Raw genomic sequence first — 18,687 nt, forward strand, 5'->3', positions numbered from 1 at the left:
GTATCCTCTCTGTTTAATTTGTATGCTGATGAATTAGCGATTAAAAAAAGCTTCTACGGCCGCTTGTTTGTCGCCGTAAGGCGCTCTCAAACGTAGGTTTGATGCCCCTTCTTCGCTTTGAATGACCACGGCTTTTGCGTGTGAGAATTGGCGGAAGCCATGAACACCGTGGTACGCCCCCATACCAGATGGGCCAACACCACCAAATGGCAGTTCATCAATGGAAACGTGAGTCATCACGTCGTTAACCACCAAAGCGCCGGAGGTAGTTTGATGGGCAAATTCTTGTTGTGCTGCGGTGTCTTCATTGAAGTAATACGCCGCTAACGGTCGTGGCTGTTGATTGATGTAATCAATGGCGTCGCTTTCTTCTTGGTATAGGCGAATAGGCAACAATGGGCCGAAGATCTCTTCTTGCATGATGGCCATGTCGTCGTTTACTCCGATAACCAAATGCGGCGCAATTTTACGGCTTTTGGCATCGTATGCAGGCTCGTCTTGTGGTGCCAGCTTAATGATTTCAGCGCCTTTTTGACGGGCGTCTTCCAACAAGTTCACCAAACGCTGATAGTGACGCTCATTGATAATGGCGGTGTAGTCAGGGTTGTCTTGAATGCTTGGAAAAGTACGCGCCATAAAGTCACGAGCTTGCTCTTTAAAGGCTGGTGTCTGCGCTTCGGGCAATAAGACATAGTCTGGTGACAAACAAATCTGGCCCGCGTTGAAAGATTTGATGGTCAAGGTGCGCTCAACGGCTTTGCTTAAATCAGCGGCTTTGGCCACCATAACGGGGGATTTACCGCCCAATTCTAAAGTCACAGGAACCAGATTCTCAGCTGCAGCTCGCATCACGTGTTTACCGACCGCTGTACTGCCAGTGAAGACTAGGTGATCGAATGGCAAGCTACTAAAGGCTTGTCCTACGTCCGCATCCCCTAACACCACGGTGAGTTCTTCTGGAGCAAAATAACGAGCGACTAGCTCAGCCAACAATTCGGATGTTTTAGGCGTTAGCTCAGACGGTTTTAACATGGCGGCGTTACCAGCAGCGAAAATGCCAGCTAAAGGACCGAAAGCCAAGTTAATAGGGAAGTTCCAAGGGCTGATTACACCAATCACACCTAATGGTTGGAACTGAATTTCGGTGTGCATTTGTGGATCGGGTGCGTTGGTTTTTTCCGCTTGCATCCATGAATCCAAATGATCTATGGCGTGCTGCAGCATTTTGCTGGTAGTGACCATGTCGGCCACATTGGATTGATACAAGCTACGATGACCAAAGTCTTCACTCATGGCTTTGGCGAGCGCTTTATTATTTTCACGAATCAATTTTAAGCTGCGTTGCAGGCGATCTTTACGCAACTGAGCAGACGCAGGGCCGCTGTTTAATTGCTGACGCTTCATGCTCTTTAGAATCGTCTCAAGTTCGCCTTGAATAGTGACATTTGACATACATTTCCCTGTCTTTGGGTGGTTTGTTTTCGATAGGTGTATGGTAGAAGTGATTGAGGTGAGGGGGGTAACAATGCTATTTTGCATGGGGTATAAATAATTTTATGGGGTCTGTTTGTGTCCTTACCAAGAATGCGTACTTTTATGGAAGTCTATCGCCAGCGTTCTATCAGTGGTGCGGCGCGCTCGCTCAATTTAACGCAACCAGCAGTATCCCAGCACATTGCTGGCTTGGAAGTCGCTATTGGTCGGCCATTATTTGAGCGCTCTCCCAGCGGGGTGGAACCCACCTCGGCGGCGGAGGAATTGGCCATGGACATTGGCGACAAATTGGACGCAGCAGAAGCCGCGTTAGCCTCTGCCCGTGCTCGATCCATGGACATTTCCGGTGTGCTGCAAATTGTTGGCCATGCGGATTTCATGGCCGAAATTCTCAGTGAACAGATGTTGTCCTTGTTGGAATCTGGGGTGAACATTCGTATGCACACGGGCAACGGTAGTATGGTGTCGAGCATGTTGTTAGAAGGCCATTGCGATTTGGGTATTTCCGCTCATCCTGTTATAGATGATCGTTTAAAAAGCGAGCGTATTTACACCAGCCGTGTATTGCCTGTGGCGGCACCCAGTGTGGTAGAACGAATCTTATCCGCAGAGGATTTTGCTACCGCTGTTAGAGCGGAACCCTTATTGGCCTACAATTTGGAATTGTCCTTGATTGAGCCTTGGTTGATCAAAAATCAAATCAGCGTGGCATCCCTTGTGCCTTCTGTGGTGAGCCAAGATTTACGAGCCCAACGCAAACTGCTAACAAAAGGTTTTGGCTGGTCTGTGATGCCTGAGTTCCTTTGCCAAGAGCAAATCACCCGCGGTGAATTAATGGAAATCCCATCGCCAGTGGGCACGCGGGAGATTCATTACTTTCTGATTTGGTCGCCAAGCGCACTGCGCCAAGTGCGTGTGTCTCATGCTAGGCAGACATTATTGACAGAGCTGCGAAAATTATCTGAAAAACGTTCTAATTAATTGATATTTAATAAACTTGGCGCTTTACCTTATCATTAGGACTTATTCGCGCTTTAAATGGATTACTGTATGAAAACGATTTATCTTGCTGGCCCCGAAGTCTTTTTGCCTAATCCAAAGGACATTGGAGAGGCCAAAAAAGCCTTGTGTGACAAGTATGGTTTTATCGGTTTGTTTCCTCTTGATAAAGACATTAAGCCGCAAGCAAGTCGTTTTGATACCGCCATGGCAATTAGTCTAGGTAATGAAGCCTTGATCAAACGCAGCGACATTATTCTTGCTAATCTGACGCCATTTCGTGGCCCCAGTGCAGACGCTGGAACCATTTATGAGCTGGGAATGGGGCGTGGTTTGAATTTACCGATTGCCGGATATTCAAACTGCCAGACGCCTTATTTAGAGCGCGTCTGGCAATCCTTTGGCGAGGGTGAGCAGCCCAATGCTGATAATCAAGAGATTCGAGACAGGGATGGCAATAGTATCGAGAATTTTGGCTTAATGGATAACCTAATGTTGCAAGGTGGTATTCTGGCGTCCAGTGAGATTTTTGTCACTCAACAGGTAACAGGAATAGAACGCTTTACCGACTTAATAGCATTTGAAACTGTGCTGGAGCAGCTCAAAGCAAAGTATAATGCCTAGGGTTTTTAGCCGAATCTGATTATTTTTCAGTAACAGCGTCGCACCAGAACTCAGCGTATACATCGCAGAAAAGCTCGACCTTTATGGTACTGAAATCGCGTTCAGCTTGTACTTCTTCACTAATAGTGACTTGTTGAAAATCCATCATCTCCATCAGATTTTGCGGATCATCAATGCGCTCAAACGCCAAACATATTTTCTGACCTTGACGTTCAAAGGTGACTAACAAAGCGCTTTGCACTTGGTCTAAAGAGCGTTTAACTACTAATTGAGTGACTTTCCAGCTGGCATCAAATTCATACAGGGTGTTGTATTCAGACACGGATTTTCCTTGTAAATAAGCAAATTCAACAACGATGGTTGAAGAATAAAATACGCCTAATCAAAACAATGAGCTAGTGTATTTTACTGGTATTCTTATTCCGCGACTCATTGAGTATTTGGCAGGTAGCGCCCGACGACTTCAATGGTTTGTTGTGGAGAAACCGCTATAAGAATCATCTCTCCAGAGCGGGGAAAAATGCCTGTTAATGCCGTGATGTTCACCTGATGTGTGACGAACAGGGCTTTTTCTTGTGGTGGCAGTGAGATCAACTTCTGACGTAACGCTTGTGTTTGCGATTCTGCGCTACTGCGATCCGCGAAAAACGAATTCAGCATGGGCTCGGGTTGCACATCCCCCATTGCCATTAACTGCGCGGTCTCCAAACAGCGACACCACTGACTGCTGAACACATAATCAAAATCCACACCCTGATCTCGCAGTACTTCGCCTATTTGTCTAGCCTGCGCTCGTCCAGTGCCATTCAAAAGACGCTGGGTGGTACAGTCCTCGACACGAAAATAACTAGGATCCCCCGTTCCTGGCGCGAGGGCATGACGCATCAATACATGCACACCTGGCTTTAATAAGGATTCGGTAATGCTTGGCTCGGCTTGCAACCCAGAGCAAACAAAAATCAACAAGGCAAACACCCAATGGCGAATTCGAATCGAGCTTTGCATCCTTCATATTCCCTAGTGATCGACAGTATTGGTTAAGTGTATACGAGAAAAAATGACATGTTGGGTTAGAAAGAGATGGCTGGAAAGAAATGAAAATATAGACTGCTTTTTCGTCATGGGAATGGCCGTCTTGAAAGGCTTTATCGAACAGGGTTTTCCTATCAACATAACTTGGTTTTTTCTTAAAAATAAGCTCAATATGGATACTTCGGTGTCCAAGAGTGATAAATCAAAGTGTCGAATATCAGATATCAAGGTCTACAGATTATTACCTTTGAAGTCACTTTGTGTAGACCTCTAACCACTAGATTTTCCCGTTCAGTAAAATACACTGACGAATACTCGATTTGCATTTCACACTCTTACGCGCAGAAAAGTGCGAGTTTTTACATTTTTATGCGCATAAAAGTGCATTGTTTTGGTTGGGCAAGTCATTGAAGAGGTCGTAGCAGCACTCAGCTAATCTTGTCTTGTTATCTATTAGGGGTATGATTATGCGATTTGTGAAAAGAAGCTTTATAGTACATGAAAACCAAACAAGCTCTAGTTATTGATCTTTTTGCAGGCCCTGGTGGACTTGGGGAAGGCTTTTCATCGGTACAAGATGAAAATGGAAATCCATTTTTTAAGATAGGTATTTCTGTTGAAAAAGAAGCTTCAGCACATAAAACGCTTACAACTCGGGCTTTTTATCGGAAAATAAAAGATTTAACAGGTGGGCTAGCCAGTTATAACAAATACGTACAAGGTAAGATAACTCGGCAGCAACTTTTTGATCAATATCCAGAGCAAGCCAAAGAAGCGACTATGGAAACTCTTTATAGTCCTAGAGCACTTGGTGATGATAACGAAATAATTCATGAACGTATTACGGAACTTGTGAGGCTTCACGATAATGGCCCTAAAGTCGTAATTGGTGGGCCACCATGCCAAGCTTACTCTCTGGCTGGACGGTCTCGTAATGCGGGCATAAAAGGCTACAAGGCTGAAGACGATCATCGCAATTTTTTATATAAAGAGTATCTTAAAGTACTTTCCATCGCACAGCCTGATGTTTTTGTCATGGAGAATGTCAGAGGGATACTGTCTGCTAAAATCGATGGTACTGTTATGTTCCCAAGCATTCTTGAAGACTTACAAGACCCCGGGAAAGCGACAAAAATCGAGAGCCCCAAATACAGAGTCCACTCTTTAGTCGTAAGTGCGGACGACCCCAATAATCCTGTTTACCATGACCCAAAAGACTTTTTGATCAAAGCTGAAGAGTATGGCGTGCCACAGGCCCGCCATAGGGTCATTTTACTTGGTGTACGGGAGGACATTAAAAATGTGCCTAGTACGTTACATCGCTTTGACGAACAAGTTTCTGTCAGACAAGTAATTGACGACCTGCCGAAGCTGCGTAGTGGCTTCTCGAAGCGGACAGATGACCTAAAAGATTGGGAAAAGATTGTTTCCCAAAATTCAACCAAGATAAAAGCCTTACTGAAAAAGCAATTTGATGGGGCAAGCCGTTTAGATTTAAAGCCATTCACAAACTTAGCTCGATCTGCAGATCAGCCTATTGAGCCGCTTACCAAAGTGCCAAAAAAACTTGCCGAATGGTATCGAGATAACGCTCCAATCTGTGTGCTTAATCATGAAACTCGTGGTCATATGGAAAGTGATTTATTGCGGTATGCATACAGTGCTTCCTATACTCAACTGAGTGGAGGGGTATCGCCAAAGTCTCGAGACTTTCCTGATGATTTAGCGCCCAAGCACGAAAACTGGAAATCTGGAAGTCACGCGGATCGTTTTAGAACCCAAGCCGCCAGCAAATATGCGACGACTATAACGAGCCATATATCAAAGGATGGGCATTACTTTATCCACTATGACCCAAAGCAGTGTCGTAGCTTAACGGTGCGAGAAGCGGCCCGTTTGCAGACTTTTCCTGATAATTACCTATTTGAGGGCAATAGAACGCAGCAGTACGTGCAGGTTGGAAATGCTGTGCCTCCATATTTGGCGCGGCAAATAGGTGAGATTGTTTTAACTATTCTATAAAGCTATCAGTAGATTAACGCTTTCAGTTCAACGTGACCATTTTAAGGATATTTTGATGGCTAGAGAGTACAGATTGCCACCAAGTGCCTCGTCATTGTCAGAGTCTATGAGAGACCTTGGATATTCTTTGGCGACAGCTGTTGCTGACATTATTGATAACAGTATTACGGCTGGAGCAACAGAAGTCGATGTCTACTGTGATTTGACTTGTGAAAAACCGACACTAGTTATCTTAGATAACGGACGTGGAATGACAGAGGACGAACTTCTACTCGCAATGAAGCATGGCTCCGCTAACCCCAAACAGGCAAGAGAGCCAAATGACTTGGGGCGATTTGGGCTCGGTTTGAAAACAGCATCATTCTCACAGTGTCGAAATTTAACTGTCGTAAGCGCTAAAAATTCACATTTTTGTGGAGCTGAGTGGGACTTGGATTATGTAAGTGAGAAAGATGAATGGTGTTTGTCAATTCTAGATAGAGAAGACGCTCAAAAAATTCCTTACATAGATCAGTTGGTTGTAACTGGAACGGCTGTTATTTGGACGAAACTAGATCGGCTCTTTGAAGATCAGTATGGCAGTAAAAGGGATGAAATTGTTTCCGAAAAACTGGATCTTTTAGAACGTCATTTATCCCTAGTTTTCCATAGATTTCTTGAGGGGGAAGTCAGGCATCGCCCTAAATTATCAATTCGAATAAATGGACATCCAGTTAAGCCATTTGATCCTTTTTGTCGAAGAATAAAAGCGACACAGATTCTTCCTGAAGAGATAGTTCGTGTCGACGGCGAAAACGTCATTATTCAGCCATATATTTTGCCTCATCATAGTAAGCTTACTGCTGAAGAATATGATTTCTATGAAGACCGTAGTGGTTTTATATCTAACCAGGGCGCATATATATATCGCAATGGTAGACTTATGGCTTGGGGAGACTGGTTCAGGTTGGTTCCCAAGGGCGAGGCTACCAAGCTTGCCAGGGTTCAGATTGATTTTCCAAATGCTCTAGATGAAAGCTGGACAATTGATATTAAAAAATCGCGAGCAAGACCACCGCATGAAGTTAGAGAAAGACTTAAGCAAATAATATCTAAGGTCACTGGCACAAGTACCAGAATTCATCGAGGTAGAGGGCAGAAGCTTTTCCAGGATGCTCCTGAGCCAATTTGGGAACGTTATGGCGATAAAGATCGAGTTCGGTTTGAGTTGAATTTATCTCATCCTCTTTTGCAAAGCTTAAAGCAAGGGTTGTCAGACCAGCAGTCTTCAATTTTACATTCATATCTGGAAGCCGTTTCAGCAGCAATTCCAGTAGAGATGATCTACTCGGATTATTCTTCAGCGCCAAGAAGCGTTGATCAATTCTCAATAGAGAAAAACAATGTTTCGCAAAAGCTTGCAGAGCTTAAAAATTCTTTATTTGGTTCTGGTGAGATGGATGTTGATACGTTTCGGAGTGTTGTTGACTCTGTACGTATGTTTGATGCTCATAAAGAATTGGTGGAACAATATTTTGAAGGGATAAAAAATGGGGAATGAGAAAGTGAATTTTGAAGCAAAGAAAGTTTTTATCTCTGCTCTAATTAATATCGCTAAAGGTAAATGGAAAGAATACGTTCCGACCCGCAAAGAAGTAGATGATTTGTCTATAGATTTGGCAAAAATGATGGGGATTCAAGAGCTGGACGCCCTTACCTTTTCCAAAGAAGCATACTATGAAATAGATTCTAAAATGGGGTTGGGTGTTTCACTTGTCGATCCTGAAGCGACTCATGATAAGGAGTGGGTATATAAGCGTAAGGATATCGAGTGGTTTTATTCAGATGCTTACGAAAAGCATTTAAGAGATGAAGGCTGGTCTCCTATGGTAGTTCAGTCGTTAAGTGATGTTGGTATGAATATACTCGGCCATCTTCAAGATCCAACGTCTCCGGGTGTTTGGGATCGTCGCGGATTAGTGATTGGCCACGTTCAATCTGGAAAAACAGCTAATTACTTAGGTCTGGTAGCTAAGGCTGCCGATGCCGGATACAAGTTCATTATTGTAATCGCTGGTGTGCACAATAACCTTCGTAAACAGACGCAGGAGCGGGTTGATGAAGGATTCGTAGGTAGGACACGTGTGGAGGATAAATGGAAAATTGTCGGGGTCGGCCATGATGATTACCCCCACCCGGCATCATTGACAAATATTTATACTGATTTCAATAAAAATACAGCTCATCAGGGTTGGAGCCTCAATGACTTTAGTAAGCCTGTGATACTCGTTATCAAGAAAAATGTTTCAACATTAAAGTCTCTTCACCGCTGGTTGGATGAGCTGAACTCTAAAGGGCATGGAAAAATTAAAGATGTCCCTATGCTTATGATTGATGATGAAGCTGATAACGCATCAATCAACACCAAAAAAGAAGACAATGATCCAACACAGACAAACAGAAGAATTAGAGAGATTTTGAGTTTGTTTGATAAGTCTTGTTACGTTGGATACACGGCAACTCCGTTCGCCAATATTTTTATTAATCCTGATGCTTATGGTGATGAACAAATTCGAGAAGAGCTCTTTCCTAGGGACTTTATTTATTGTCTCGATGCTCCAACAACATATTTTGGCCCTGATAGGGTTTTCTTGGATGATAGTTCTGATCGAATTTTGGAAACAATTGATGACGCAGAGAACTATATTCCCTTCGTTCATAAAAAAGATTTTGACGTTATAGATCTGCCTCCATCGCTTTACAGGGCTATACGGCAATTTGTTGTAGTGAAAGCGATCAGAAAGATAAGGGGGCAAGATGAAAAGCATTGCTCAATGCTTGTAAACGTTTCGAGGTTTGTGGATGTTCAAACATTAGTCCGCACACATATCAGCGTATATCTTAAAAAACTGAGGGAAGCCATCAAGGCAAACTATTTGATGCCGGATTCAGTTTCTCAAAAAAATGAAAATATGGACCAGTTGAAACGGGTTTTTGAGGCTGATTTTTGGGATGCAGATGTTTCTTGGGAAGAGCTAAAGCGTACTTTGTATGACGCTGCTGAATCCATAAGAACTTTTGTTGTTAACAGTAAGTCCAATGCGCCGCTTGATTACAAGAAATATGAAAGAGATGGTCATGGTTTAACAGCTATTGCTGTAGGTGGTTTAAGTCTTTCTCGTGGTCTAACAATTGAGGGTCTATGCATTAGTTACATGTACAGAAATACTCGAATGTACGACACCCTAATGCAGATGGGACGTTGGTTCGGTTACAGAACTGGATACGATGACTTGTGTAAAGTTCATTTGCCTCAAGATTCTATAGACTGGTATTCGCATATCGCGATTTCATCAGAAGATTTGCGAGATCAGGTTATACAGATGAGACTTGATGGATTAAGCCCTAAAGACTTTGGCTTATATGTAATGTCTCATCCTGACACATTGCTCGTTACAGCTTCAAATAAGATGAGATCTGCTGAAAGTATAACTGTAAGACAGAGTTACAGTGAAAAAGCTGTCGAAAGTGAGAACCTTCCAAACGATCAATCAATAAATGATTTTAATCAGAATTTAGTCGCTCAATATTGGAAAGATAACTTTGGTGTAGAAGGTAGAGAATTTTTACCCTCTGTTGAAGGTAAGGGCTGGTATTTGGATGATGTTAATACAAGAAGTATTGTGACATTTCTAAGTCAGTTTCAATGCACTTCTAAAACGTCGGAAAAGAGAAATTTTGCATTGAAGTACCTAAGTTCAATTGTAACCCAATTCCCACTTTCTGATGTTCTCCTAGTTTCAGAAAAGAAAAACTCATCAGAACACAACTATGTCTTAAGTCCAAATCGACGGAAAGCTACTTACTCAAAAGCAGAAAATACATGGAGTGTAAACCAAGGAAGAGTGGGCGGCAGGCATGAGCACTATGGATTGTCTCAAGAGCAAAGAGATGCAGCCATGGATAAAGCCGTCCGAGATGCTGAAGCAAAAGGAAAAGAGATTAAGAAACCAGCAGATAGGTATTACAGGGTGGAGAGAAATAAGCCACTTTTAATGATTTATAACCTGAAATTGGTTGGAGAAGAAATTGAGAATGGTTCGGTTCCTGCTTTCGTGTTTAGTTTTCCTAGAGTTGACTATTTCCATACTGTTTCAGTGGTTGCGAATAGAGTTTACTTAGAAAAATCTATTGGAGTAGATTTAGACACTTTGATCCAAGGTGAGGTCGAAGACAACGATGAATAGATATAGACCTTGGGATGATATTAAGACGCCTACTGAAGATCTCAGTGTAAGACAGATAAAAATCAGCAAACATCTTCCATTGTACTGGGGAAAGGACTCTAGCGGTCACTGTGTCTTTATTTATGAAATGAGTGAAGATGGGGCAGAGATCTTTCAAAAAAACATGGTTTCTATTCATGGGATAAAGATTGATTACAGATTGCTAAGCACGACGGGAAATCAGGGTCTGATTTTGGTTCTTGAGAAGCATGTTGATCAAGATCTCTTTTATAGCTTAAGCGAAACATTGATCCATGAACTTTCTGAAGTCTCAGACCCTTTGGTTGGGTTGTCTGTAGCTCTTTCCCAAATAAAACGCTGGAAAGCATTCATGGCTGGGAAGAAAGGCCGGATGCTTAGTGCCGAAGAAGTAAGGGGTTTGTTCAGTGAGCTTAAGTTCCTGCAACAAATGCTAGGTGAAATGAATACTGAGCTGGACGCATTAGAAGCATGGCAGGGGCCTGAAACATCTCATCAGGATTTTATATTTTCCGATACAGCCGTAGAAGTTAAGTCATTATCAGGCCGAGAGAGAAATGCAGTTAAAATATCTTCCGAAGATCAGCTCGAAAGCTTAAGTAGCAGTCTTTTTCTTAAGGTTTTTAGATTGGTTGATATGCCTGAATCAAAAGCATCAATTTCGTTGAACGAGTTAGTAAACGCAGTTGAGGGAATGCTAACTGAGGCTGAAGCTATAGAGATGTTTGATACAAAGCTGGCTAAAGCTGGCTATGTGCAAATGCTTGTTTACGATAAGCCTAAATTTATTGTCGCTGAAGAGCAGACATATCGTGTCGAAAGTGATTTTCCAAAGATTGTCAGATCAGAATTAAATACAGGCCTTACAAGAGTTGGTTATGAAATTAAGTTAGAAAGCGTTCGGGATTTTTTATGCGCAGATAAGGATGTATGGGGGAAGTCAAATGGAACAAACCATCCAGGAATTTTTTCATGATTTCAAGCAGGACTTGTTAGCTGGGGCGGAAGCCAGTAGTAGCTTTCAATTGTCACAGTTTGTAGAAACCGTCGCTGATGAGTTGATGGACACTGGATTTTTGGAAGGGTTTGAGCTTTGTCACTATCGCGCACAAAGAGGAATGAGGGTTGATGGCTACTGGTTTAATGATGAGGGGGCTCTAGATCTTTTTATTGCTGATTTCGATTGTAGAGAAGAGTTAGCTTCTCTTACGGGGACTGACGTAGATAGCGCTTTTAAGCGAGTTGCGAAGTTTTTTGAAGCAAGTAAAAGCAAGGAGTTGTTCAAAGATCTCGAAGAGACAGCCCCTGAGTATGGGCTATCAAGGCAAATTTACGATCGAGGACGTGCAATTCGAAAGGTGAACTTTTATCTTTTTTCCGAGCGAGCTTTGAGTGGTCGAGTTAGCGCTATCGAAGATGGCGAAATTTCTGGAGTTCCAGCTTCATATCATATTTGGGATGTTTCGAGGTTACAGCGCCAACAAAGTTCCCGAGGCCATAAAGAAATTCTTGAGATCAATTTTCCTGAAACTTATGGGGCAGGGATTTCGTGTTTGCCTGCACATTTAGGATCAGATACTTACAAGTCTTATCTGATAGTAATTCCAGCAACTATTTTGTCATCAATGTATGAGAAATATGGTGCTCGCTTATTAGAGCAAAACGTTCGATGTTTTTTGCAGGCCCGAGGGAATGTTAATAAGGGTATCAGAAGTACCATTATCAATGAGCCGCAAATGTTCTTTGCCTATAACAATGGTATTACTGCGACTGCTCAGGAAGTGGAAGTCAGGCAAGGTGATGGCGGGCTTGAAGTGGTTCGCATGAAAGATCTACAAATAGTGAACGGTGGTCAAACTACAGCTTCGCTGTTTCATACAAGTCGTAAAGATAAAGCCTCCTTGGAAGGAATTTTTGTTCAGATGAAGCTATCAGTTATTGATAGCGAGCAAAGTGAAACGGTCGTGCCGCGAATTTCTGAATACGCTAACACTCAGAACAGAGTAAATGCTGCTGATTTCTTTTCAAACCATCCGTTTCATATTCGAATGGAAGAATTCTCAAGGCGTATATGGGCTCCTGCTCAACAAGGGGCACTACGAGAGACAAAATGGTTTTATGAGCGTGCTCGTGGTCAATATGCTGACGCGCAAAGTAAGCGTACTCAAGGTGAAAAGAAAAAATTCCAGGCAGAGAATCCCAAGCCACAGATGTTCACCAAAACCGACCTTGCTAAGTTTGAGAACGTCTGGGATGAGAACCCAAGGTTCGTTAACCTTGGGGCGCAGAAAAACTTTGCTCAGTATGCTAAGCGAATTGGCTCTGAATGGGAAAAATCATCTGAAGGCTTTAGTGAGTTCTATTATAAACGAGCTATCGCCCGCGCCATCCTGTTTAGAAAAACAGAAAAGCTGGTTTCAGCTCAGCCTTGGTATAACGGTGGTTACAGAGCAAATGTTGTTGCTTATACATTAGCTCTATTAGGGAATTATGCTTCAACGCAAGACAAGTCTATAGACTTTATGCGTATTTGGAACACGCAGTTTATATCAAGTGATTTAGAAAGAGCATTAGAGGTTACTTCCGAGCTCGTTCATGACGAGATTACTTTGCCTCAGCAGGGCATATCGAACGTTACAGAGTGGTGTAAAAAGGAAGGATGCTGGCAAAGACTAAGAGAGCAATTAGTTAGGTTGGATGAATTATTGCCACAGGGCTTTAAAGATAGCCTTGTTTCAAAAGAAGCTATACAGACCGAGAAAAAGCAAGCTCGCAAAGTTCAGAAAATGGACGATGGTATTGAGGCGCAGAAGCAGGTCTTGGAGATACCAGCGAACAGGTGGGGAAATCTTTTAGAGCAATGTCGATCAAAAGGACTGCTGTCTCAAAAAGAAATAGATATTATAAAGATAGCTATAAAAATCCCAAGTAAGATACCCACAGAGAAGCAATGCCTTGTACTCGTTGAAGTTCTTGAAAGGGTCAAAGGAGAAAATATTACTGTTTTACATTAGTGAGCTAAAATGCAGTTCCACTTAAAATGAGCTAAAAAAATGAATAAACAGGTAATATAATTAATTTACAGTCTAGTGTATTTTTACTGCGTTTTAATTCAAAATCTCAAGAGTACTTCACTCGAATGAAATTATTCATTGCAAGCCCTTTGATATAACAAGCAAAGTTCTGAGCGCTGCTAAGAGCTTGTATTTAATTACATGAATAAAATGAGTCAGGAATAAAATGGGTCAGAGTAAAATCACTTCTTCAACCCCTATTGACCTATAGAGTTTTAACTTTATTGCTGCAAACTACACTTAGTCTTTTGGGATATAAGCCCTGCTTCGCCCATTAATTCAAAGCTTTCAATTGCACTATACGGGAGACCCATTTGTTAATGGCGTTGGCGATATCAATACAGGCTTGGCTGGCTCGCTGTAGATTGAAAATGACGGACTCTTGGCTGGTTAAGTCGTTTTCGAAGTGAGCAGAGGTGCGATACACCTCTTCGATGCGTTTTACTGCATGCTTAATAGAAGCATTTATGAACAATCGTGTCAGGTAACATAAATGCCCCTCTTGAGTTTGGAAGGTGAGTTGATAGGCTATAAATACCTTACTCAATATTCTAGATCTGCTCATGGAGTGGAGGCCTAGCCCCCAACAAAATCAATAATTTATCGAGTAATTTTTTTAACACCCTACGCAATGATGGATATTATAGTATCCATAATCTGTTTTATTTCGCTATAATGGATTTAATTGTATCTAAAAGGCCGTTTCAAATGAATTTTACCTTACTTGATGATACCGATGTAAGCCAAGCCTACGCTGCGTATTTGCGAGAGTTACGTCAACGCGAAAAACTGTCACGTGCGGCGCTTGCTGAGCGAAGCTGCGTACCTGCGGCCACCATTAAGAAATTTGAGCTGACCGGGCAAATTTCATTTCGCCAATTGCTGTTGTTATGGCAGACCCTTGATTCGCTAGATAGGCTTTATCAGCTCACACAACCTAGCAAAGAACGCGCTGCTATGCCCACGAGTATTGATGAGGTGCTAAAAGATGAGTTTTAAACCGATTCAGAAGCTTAATGTTACTCGTACGCTAAGCTCAGGTGAACAGGTCTCTGTTGGAGTCTTGGCGCAGAATCGGCAAGGTGTTTTTTTTCAATATGCAGACCGCTATTTGCAGCAGTTTGGCAATTTATCGCCTTTTACCTTGCAAGCGAAGACGCAAGTTCAAGCCGCACCTAAAGCGCCGCACCAAGGTGTACATGGTGTATTTGGAGATTGTTTGCCCGATGGCTGGGGCATGTTGTTACAAGATCGTATTTTCCGGCAAAAGGGCATCCTACCTAATCAATTAACGGCGATGGATAGACTGGCCTTTGTCGGTGATAACGGCATGGGAGCGCTGTCTTTTTCTCCGGTGTCTGAGTTTTCAGCGACCACGCATGCGGATATTGATTTAGCAACCTTGGGCTTAGAAGCACAAACGCTGTTCGATGCTTCAATGTCAGATTACATAGACGACAACCACGATGAGTTAGATGGGCACACTCAACAGGTATTGGCCGCATTGGTCGCTGGTGGCAGTTCGGGTGGAGCAAGACCAAAGGCGCAAATTTATATGCCCGCAGGGGAAACTCAGCAATGCCGGACGTTTGCTCAGCCTGGAGATGAGGCTTGGCTGATTAAATTTACCTCGAAGAATCTCGCGCTCGGCCATGAAGAAGGGTTATGTGAGGCGGTTTATTTACAAATGGCCGAGCAAGCAAAGTGTCAACCACCAGTCTGGCAACTCATTGAAGCACCATCTTCAAGCGGTGCATCTGCCTGGTTATCACTTAAGCGTTTTGATTATGTCACGGAGCAGACTAATTTAAGCGGCAATCGCAGTTCAGGTCGATTGCATATGCACAGCGCTTGCGGTCTGCTGGATGCAGACTTTCGAACGCCAAGTTTAGATTATATTGATTTGATCAAAGCCAGCCGTCAGTTGTGTAAATCGCCAGCGGCTGGGCAGCTGCAATTTCGCCGCGCCATTTTTAACCTGCTGTCGTCTAACCAAGACGATCACAGTAAAAACTGGGCGTTTTTGCAAGCGGATGAGGGTCAATGGGATCCTGCCCCTTTTTACGATGTTACCTACAGCCCAAATCCATTCAACGAACAGGCTACTGCGTTCGGAGGTTATGGCAAAGCGCCACCGCTTAAGGTGATGCAAAAACTTGCTGCCAGTGCTGGCTTTTCGAATTGGAATGATGCAAGGCAAGTCATTGAAGAAGTCGCAGAAGCCATCAGCCAATTTACGTATCTGGCACAGCAGCAAGGGATCAGTAAAACAACAGTGTCTGCGATTGCTAAGACATTGGATCAGCGCAAGCAGGAAAATGCCGCGCTTTTTCAATGAATGAAAGTAAAACAGACTTTTCAATTCACATAAATACAAGGTCTACAGATTGTTACCTTTGAAGTCACTTTGTGTAGACCTCTAATTAGGTGGCCAAATTTACTATGCCACTACAGTTTAAATTTAGGTGTTTTTCACCACTTCAACAAATTCTTCAAAGTCACCTAATCGATGCTCCACTACATGCTTCACTATCTCTAAGTTAAGCGTTTGGTAATCATGGACTGCCACATTACGAAGGCCAACCATTTTTTGCAGGTTTAATGCGAGAGGGGCGGAGATCAGGTCTGCTTTTTTGAGTAGTTCAAAGCTGTCGCGACTACTTTGCGGAATGCCTGTGTTGTGTTGTTTATTGATGATGTTAGCGGCATCAATGCTTGCTTCGCAGGCGCGCTGAAGGTTCAGTATTATAGAGTCTTGGCTGGTGTAATCGGTATCGAATTGCTCTCTTGCAAGAGCGTAAACTTCTCGAATGCGTTTCAAACAGCGTTCAATCGTTGCTAACTTATTGAGAATTGAGTCATTCATTTCAAGTACTCCTGCAGAATATCCGCTCGCTCTTCATTCAAGTGTTGATACATTGACATGACCTGCATTTCAAACTTAGTTTGCTCGTTTCCGCTACCGAAAAGCAGCTCGCCATTCATGATGACTTGGTTTTGCAACACTGTCGATGCTGTTAGTAAATCGATCAAATCAACATCTTGACCCAGTTTGATGGCAAGGATTTGCTCTAGATTGAAACGCGCTATTGGATCTAATTTCTTCTCCAGTAACACGGCAATATCGATATCGCTTGAAGAGGAGGCGCTGCCGTCTGCTTGAGAGCCAAACAAATAGATTAGCCGAACCGTTGGCATCAGCTGATTTATTGCTTTTGTTAGATTGTCTCTGTCCAGCATTACGCCACCTTAGTGTTATCAATTACTCAATATTTTGTATTTGTTCTCTCATCTGTTCAATCAAAACCTTCAGTTCCACGGCACTTTGGGTGGTTTCCACCACAATGGATTTAGACGAAAGGGTGTTGGCTTCGCGGTTAAGTTCTTGCATTAGGAAGTCTAAGCGGCGGCCGATCGGGCCTTTTTGTTTCAGTTGACGGCGCACTTCTTTGGTGTGGGTTGCGAGGCGATCCAGTTCTTCGGCCACGTCGGCTTTTTGCGCTAAGAGAACGATTTCCGCTTCCACACGCATTGGGTCGAGTTCGACTTTCGCGGCTTCCAGTTTGTCGGTCAGGTTTTGTTTTTGCGCGGCAATGATGCCGGGCAGTTTGTCTTGCACTTCGGCCACAATGGCGTCAATGCTATCAAGACGTTGTTCTATGATGGCGACCAGTTGTTCACCTTCGCGCAAACGCATTTGAATCAGTTCGTCTACCGCCTTGGCGAAGAGTTCCGCTACGGCTTTTTTGATGGTCTCGGCGTCGTCGCTGGTGTCACTAAGAATGCCGGGCCATTGTAGGATTTGCAGTGGTGATGGGGTTTTGATGCCATCAAACCACGTGCCAAGTTGTTGTACGGCGTTGGCCAAGGCTTGGGCGTTTTCTGGGTTGATGGTTAAGCTGGTGGCGGCTTTGTCGACGGCTTGGAAGCGCAGTTGGCATTCCAGTTTGCCACGGTTGAGTTTTTTTCTTAACAGGTCGCGAAAGGAAAATTCCAATTCACGAAAGGCTTCCGGTAAGCGGAAGTTAGGTTCTAAATAGCGTTGGTTTACTGAGCGAACTTCCCAACTGATGGTGCCCCAGTCGTAGCTGGCTTCTTGGCGTGAGAAGGCGGTCATGCTTGCTGTCATTTTGAATACCCAAGTTAAGAAAAATGTGGCGTTATTGTAGCTTATGCCATAGCAAGACGACAGTTTCCCCATTATGAGGGGGCAATTTTATGAGGGTTCGCTATAATTGCCGCTTTATAAAAGATTAACCAACAGAGAGAGCCAGTATGCGTCCAAGTGGAAGAGCCGTTGATCAGTTACGTCCCCTTAAAATCACTCGAAATTTTACCAAACACGCCGAAGGTTCTGTATTAATTGAATGCGGTGACACCAAAGTCATTTGTACGGCAACGGTTGTGCCGGGTGTACCGCGCTTTTTGAAAGGCAAAGGTCAAGGATGGATCACCGCAGAATACGGTATGTTGCCGCGCTCTACCGGCAGCCGTATGGATCGTGAAGCGGCGCGCGGTAAGCAAGGTGGCCGCACCGTTGAAATTCAGCGTTTAATTGGTCGCTCATTGCGCGCTGCAGTGGATTTGAAAAAACTGGGTGAAAACACCATCACCATCGACTGTGATGTGATTCAAGCCGACGGCGGCACACGTACGGCGTCTATCACAGGTGGTTTCGTGGCGTTGGCAGATGCAATGCGTTATCTGGTGGAAAATAAGAAGGTTAAAGAAAATCCTATTGTGTCGCAGATCGCGGCTATTTCTGTGGGTGTATACAAGGGTGAACCGGTATTGGATCTGGATTACCCAGAAGATTCCAATGCCGAAACCGACATGAATGTGATCATGAATGACAAGGGCGGTTTCATTGAAATCCAAGGTACTGCGGAAGGTGAAGCCTTTGGTGATGAGCACATGATGGGCATGTTGGCAGTGGCTCGTAAAGGTATCGCTGAAATCATTGAGATTCAGCGCGCGGCCCTCTTTAATAAGTAAGAGCTTTAAAAGTAAGAGCTTGATAAATAAGAGCTGATACATAAGACTCGAGCTATTAAGTCTTTGTAAAGGCTAGAAAACCTGATCAGCCAAACTGGGTGATCAGGTTTTTTTGGGTCTAAAGTTGGTTAAAAAATGAGATTGTTGGCGTTAAATGTTAGTTATTGTGGGTGTTTTTGCACCTTACATCACAAACCTTCTCT

General features: G+C 43.4%; 17 protein-coding genes. 10 read left to right on the forward strand and 7 right to left on the reverse strand.

Annotated elements, in window-relative coordinates:
- Window positions 1–33: 33 nt before the first annotated feature.
- Window positions 34–1,539 (reverse strand): coniferyl aldehyde dehydrogenase, encoded by a 1,506-nt coding sequence (locus tag ACXAH2_RS12160; RefSeq protein WP_475078826.1) that lies wholly within the window; start codon window positions 1,537–1,539, stop codon window positions 34–36.
- A 30-nt stretch (window positions 1,540–1,569) separates the two neighbouring features.
- Between ACXAH2_RS12160 and ACXAH2_RS12165 the strand changes: the two genes are divergently transcribed.
- Window positions 1,570–2,475, forward strand: a complete 906-nt coding sequence (locus ACXAH2_RS12165) for a LysR family transcriptional regulator (protein WP_475078827.1) — start codon at window positions 1,570–1,572, stop codon at window positions 2,473–2,475.
- A gap of 69 nt (window positions 2,476–2,544) precedes the next feature.
- Window positions 2,545–3,117, forward strand: coding sequence for a nucleoside 2-deoxyribosyltransferase (locus ACXAH2_RS12170; RefSeq protein WP_475078829.1), 573 nt, complete (start codon window positions 2,545–2,547; stop codon window positions 3,115–3,117).
- A 19-nt stretch (window positions 3,118–3,136) separates the two neighbouring features.
- On the opposite strand, the gene ACXAH2_RS12175 is transcribed toward ACXAH2_RS12170, so the two are convergent.
- Both ACXAH2_RS12175 and ACXAH2_RS12180 read right to left on the reverse strand, forming a co-directional pair.
- Window positions 3,137–3,439 (reverse strand): hypothetical protein, encoded by a 303-nt coding sequence (locus ACXAH2_RS12175; RefSeq protein ID WP_475078830.1) that lies wholly within the window; start codon window positions 3,437–3,439, stop codon window positions 3,137–3,139.
- Window positions 3,440–3,546: 107 nt separating this feature from the next.
- Window positions 3,547–4,122, reverse strand: a complete 576-nt coding sequence (locus ACXAH2_RS12180) for a histidine phosphatase family protein (protein ID WP_475078831.1) — start codon at window positions 4,120–4,122, stop codon at window positions 3,547–3,549.
- Between the two features lie 525 nt (window positions 4,123–4,647).
- On the opposite strand from ACXAH2_RS12180, the gene ACXAH2_RS12185 reads away from it, so the two are divergent.
- The 5 genes from ACXAH2_RS12185 to ACXAH2_RS12205 are packed head-to-tail and all read left to right on the forward strand — an operon-like array spanning window position 4,648 to window position 13,429.
- The gene (locus tag ACXAH2_RS12185; RefSeq protein ID WP_475078832.1) at window positions 4,648–6,171 is read left to right on the forward strand and encodes a DNA cytosine methyltransferase; all 1,524 of its coding nucleotides are present in this window, start codon (window positions 4,648–4,650) and stop codon (window positions 6,169–6,171) included.
- A gap of 55 nt (window positions 6,172–6,226) precedes the next feature.
- Window positions 6,227–7,711 carry an ATP-binding protein gene (locus ACXAH2_RS12190; RefSeq protein WP_475078833.1) on the forward strand — a complete coding sequence of 495 codons (1,485 nt, stop codon included), beginning with the start codon at window positions 6,227–6,229 and terminating at the stop codon, window positions 7,709–7,711.
- Window positions 7,701–10,397: a Z1 domain-containing protein gene (locus ACXAH2_RS12195; RefSeq protein ID WP_475078834.1), complete on the forward strand. Its 2,697-nt coding sequence runs from the start codon at window positions 7,701–7,703 to the stop codon at window positions 10,395–10,397. The genes ACXAH2_RS12190 and ACXAH2_RS12195 overlap by 11 nt, the downstream gene beginning before the upstream one ends.
- Window positions 10,390–11,391 carry a PD-(D/E)XK motif protein gene (locus ACXAH2_RS12200; protein ID WP_475078836.1) on the forward strand — a complete coding sequence of 334 codons (1,002 nt, stop codon included), beginning with the start codon at window positions 10,390–10,392 and terminating at the stop codon, window positions 11,389–11,391. The genes ACXAH2_RS12195 and ACXAH2_RS12200 overlap by 8 nt, the downstream gene beginning before the upstream one ends.
- A complete protein-coding gene (locus ACXAH2_RS12205; RefSeq protein ID WP_475078838.1) occupies window positions 11,360–13,429 on the forward strand; it encodes an AIPR family protein in 2,070 nt (689 codons plus the stop codon). Before ACXAH2_RS12200 ends, ACXAH2_RS12205 begins: the two co-directional genes overlap by 32 nt.
- 334 nt (window positions 13,430–13,763) lie before the next feature.
- Here the strand turns inward: ACXAH2_RS12205 and ACXAH2_RS12210 are convergent, their stop codons facing one another.
- Entirely contained in the window at window positions 13,764–14,054 is a 291-nt protein-coding gene (locus tag ACXAH2_RS12210; protein ID WP_475078840.1) for a HepT-like ribonuclease domain-containing protein, read from the reverse strand.
- Between the two features lie 143 nt (window positions 14,055–14,197).
- On the opposite strand from ACXAH2_RS12210, the gene ACXAH2_RS12215 reads away from it, so the two are divergent.
- Window positions 14,198–14,488, forward strand: a complete 291-nt coding sequence (locus tag ACXAH2_RS12215; protein ID WP_475078842.1) for a helix-turn-helix domain-containing protein — start codon at window positions 14,198–14,200, stop codon at window positions 14,486–14,488.
- Entirely contained in the window at window positions 14,478–15,827 is a 1,350-nt protein-coding gene (locus tag ACXAH2_RS12220) for a type II toxin-antitoxin system HipA family toxin (protein ID WP_475078843.1), read from the forward strand. Before ACXAH2_RS12215 ends, ACXAH2_RS12220 begins: the two co-directional genes overlap by 11 nt.
- A 123-nt stretch (window positions 15,828–15,950) precedes the next feature.
- On the opposite strand, the gene hepT is transcribed toward ACXAH2_RS12220, so the two are convergent.
- The 3 genes from hepT to ACXAH2_RS12235 are packed head-to-tail and all read right to left on the reverse strand — an operon-like array spanning window position 15,951 to window position 17,618.
- Window positions 15,951–16,355, reverse strand: coding sequence for a type VII toxin-antitoxin system HepT family RNase toxin (hepT, locus tag ACXAH2_RS12225; RefSeq protein WP_475078844.1), 405 nt, complete (start codon window positions 16,353–16,355; stop codon window positions 15,951–15,953).
- A complete protein-coding gene (gene mntA / locus ACXAH2_RS12230) occupies window positions 16,352–16,729 on the reverse strand; it encodes a type VII toxin-antitoxin system MntA family adenylyltransferase antitoxin (protein ID WP_475078845.1) in 378 nt (125 codons plus the stop codon). The genes hepT and mntA overlap by 4 nt, the downstream gene beginning before the upstream one ends.
- 22 nt (window positions 16,730–16,751) lie before the next feature.
- Complete coding sequence (locus ACXAH2_RS12235) at window positions 16,752–17,618, reverse strand: YicC/YloC family endoribonuclease (protein WP_475078847.1); 867 nt, start codon at window positions 17,616–17,618, stop codon at window positions 16,752–16,754.
- A 146-nt stretch (window positions 17,619–17,764) separates the two neighbouring features.
- Between ACXAH2_RS12235 and rph the strand changes: the two genes are divergently transcribed.
- A complete protein-coding gene (rph, locus tag ACXAH2_RS12240; protein ID WP_475078849.1) occupies window positions 17,765–18,484 on the forward strand; it encodes a ribonuclease PH in 720 nt (239 codons plus the stop codon).
- The last annotated feature ends 203 nt before the right edge of the window (window positions 18,485–18,687 follow it).

The organism is Marinomonas sp. ABL3_031 (assembly GCF_056161265.1).